Genomic DNA, 3,245 nt, shown 5'->3' with positions numbered 1-3,245 from the left:
CACCGTGGGGCGTTGTTCTCGACCGTACATCGAGAACCACATAGTGGACGCTTGCAGCTTATTCAAACTGGTGTGTTATCAAATTATTGGCTTATTAGTACCGGTCAGCTCCGAGGGTCTTTAGTCCCCTCTTCCACATCCGGCCTATCAACGCAGTAGTCTAGCTGCGAGCCTCTCCCCCGAAGGGATGGAAATCTCATCTCGAAGCCGGCTTCCCGCTTAGATGCTTTCAGCGGTTATCCGTTCCGAACGTAGCTAATCAGCGGTGCTCCTGGCGGAACAACTGACACACCAGAGGTTCGTCCATCCCGGTCCTCTCGTACTAGGGATAGATCTTCTCAAATTTCCTGCGCGCGCAGCGGATAGGGACCGAACTGTCTCACGACGTTCTAAACCCAGCTCGCGTACCGCTTTAATGGGCGAACAGCCCAACCCTTGGGACCTACTCCAGCCCCAGGATGCGACGAGCCGACATCGAGGTGCCAAACCATGCCGTCGATATGGACTCTTGGGCAAGATCAGCCTGTTATCCCCGAGGTACCTTTTATCCGTTGAGCGACAGCGCTTCCACAAGCCACTGCCGGATCACTAGTCCCGACTTTCGTCCCTGCTCGACTTGTCAGTCTCACAGTCAAGCTCCCTTGTGCACTTACACTCGACACCTGATTGCCAACCAGGTTGAGGGAACCTTTGGGCGCCTCCGTTACTTTTTAGGAGGCAACCGCCCCAGTTAAACTACCCACCAGGCACTGTCCCTGAACCGGATCACGGTTCGAAGTTAGATATCCAATATGACCAGAGTGGTATTTCAACGTTGACTCCACCTGAACTAGCGTCCAAGCTTCACAGTCTCCCACCTATCCTACACAAGCCACACCGAACACCAATACCAAGCTGTAGTAAAGGTCACGGGGTCTTTCCGTCCTGCTGCGCGTAACGAGCATCTTTACTCGTAATGCAATTTCGCCGAGTTCGCGGTTGAGACAGCTGGGAAGTCGTTACGCCATTCGTGCAGGTCGGAACTTACCCGACAAGGAATTTCGCTACCTTAGGATGGTTATAGTTACCACCGCCGTTTACTGGGGCTTAAATTCTCAGCTTCGCCTTGCGGCTAACCGTTCCTCTTAACCTTCCAGCACCGGGCAGGCGTCAGTCCGTATACATCGTCTTGCGACTTGGCACGGACCTGTGTTTTTAGTAAACAGTCGCTTCCCACTGGTCTCTGCGGCCTTCGAACGCTCCAGGAGTAAATCCCTTCACGCCTCAGGCCCCCCTTCTCCCGAAGTTACGGGGGCATTTTGCCGAGTTCCTTAACCACGATTCTCTCGATCTCCTTAGTATTCTCTACCTGATCACCTGAGTCGGTTTGGGGTACGGGTGACTAAAACCTCGCGTCGATGCTTTTCTTGGCAGCATAGGATCACTGATTTCGTCCGTGAGGACTACCCATCGGGTCTCAACCTTCATGAGAGACGGATTTGCCTATCTCTCGGCCTACATCCTTAGACCGGGACAACCATCGCCCGGCTCAGCTACCTTCCTGCGTCACACCTGTTAATACGCTAACCGCACCAGCATAGGGTCGCACGCTAGGCCCCACGCTTCACCCCGAAGGGATCCATCTAGAGGATTCAGATGCTTAGCATTACTGGATTAGTTTGGGCGGTTTTTCGCCAGTACGGGAATATAAACCCGTTGTCCATCGACTACGCCTGTCGGCCTCGCCTTAGGTCCCGACTTACCCAGGGCGGATTAGCCTGGCCCTGGAAACCTTGATCTTTCGGAGGACGGGTTTCTCACCCGTCTTTCGCTACTCATGCCTGCATTCTCACTCGTGTAGCCTCCACGGCTGGTTTACACCGCCGCTTCGCTGGCCACACGACGCTCTCCTACCCATCAACACGGCTGAACCAACACCACAAGGGTGCGGCTTACCAAAAATATCAATGCCACAACTTCGGTGGCGTGCTTGAGCCCCGTTACATTGTCGGCGCGGAATCACTTGACCAGTGAGCTATTACGCACTCTTTCAAGGGTGGCTGCTTCTAAGCCAACCTCCTGGTTGTCTGTGCAACTCCACATCCTTTCCCACTTAGCACGCGCTTTGGGACCTTAGTTGGTGGTCTGGGTTGTTTCCCTCTCGACGATGAAGCTTATCCCCCACCGTCTCACTGCTGCGCTCTCACTTACCGGCATTCGGAGTTTGGCTGACGTCAGTAAGCTTTTAGGCCCCATCGGCCATCCAGTAGCTCTACCTCCGGCAAGAAACACGCAACGCTGCACCTAAATGCATTTCGGAGAGAACCAGCTATCACGAAGTTTGATTGGCCTTTCACCCCTATCCACAGCTCATCCCCTCCATTTTCAACTGAAGTGGGTTCGGTCCTCCACGACGTCTTACCGTCGCTTCAACCTGGCCATGGATAGATCACTTCGCTTCGGGTCTAGGACATGCGACTGAATCGCCCTATTCAGACTCGCTTTCGCTACGCATTCCCCTCTCGGGTTAAGCTCGCCACATATCACTAACTCGCAGGCTCATTCTTCAAAAGGCACGCTGTCACCAGAAATCCGCACCACGAATGGCACAGCCTGGCTCCAACGGTTTGTAAGCAAACGGTTTCAGGTACTATTTCACTCCCCTCCCGGGGTACTTTTCACCTTTCCCTCACGGTACTTGTTCACTATCGGTCATGTAGGAGTATTTAGGCTTATCAGGTGGTCCTGACGGATTCACACGGGATTTCTCGGGCCCCGTGCTACTTGGGATACTCTTCGGGCGATAACTGCATTTCGACTACGGGGTTCGCACCCTCTATGACCAGGCTTTCAATCCTGTTCGTCTATACAACGCTCTAACCCTCACTGTTCGGCAGAAGCAGCAGAAAAGTCCCGCAACCCCGACCATGCAACGCCTGCCGGCTATCACACATGATCGGTTTAGCCTCATCCGGTTTCGCTCGCCACTACTAACGGAATCACTATTGTTTTCTCTTCCTGTGGGTACTGAGATGTTTCACTTCCCCACGTTCCCTCTACCCGCCCTATATATTCAGGCGGGAGTCACCAGGTCACCCAAAGGGCCTGGCGGGGTTTCCCCATTCGGAAATCCTCGGATCACAGTTCGTTTATCAACTCCCCGAGGCTTATCGCAGATTACTACGTCCTTCTTCGGCTCTACATGCCAAGGCATTCACCGTTTGCTCTTAGAAATTTGAAATCACATGAGTTTGAATCGATTAAGT

General features: G+C 53.4%; 1 rRNA gene. It reads right to left on the bottom strand.

Features of this window, described 5'->3' with window-relative positions:
* Nucleotides 1-74: 74 nt before the first annotated feature.
* Nucleotides 75-3,220, bottom strand: a 23S ribosomal RNA gene (locus tag CXY82_RS00190).
* Nucleotides 3,221-3,245 lie beyond the last annotated feature (25 nt).

It is taken from the genome of Cryobacterium sp. M23 (genome assembly GCF_002929655.1).
GTDB lineage: Bacteria > Actinomycetota > Actinomycetes > Actinomycetales > Microbacteriaceae > Cryobacterium > Cryobacterium sandaracinum.
This window is presented reverse-complemented; position numbering and strand designations above follow the sequence as displayed.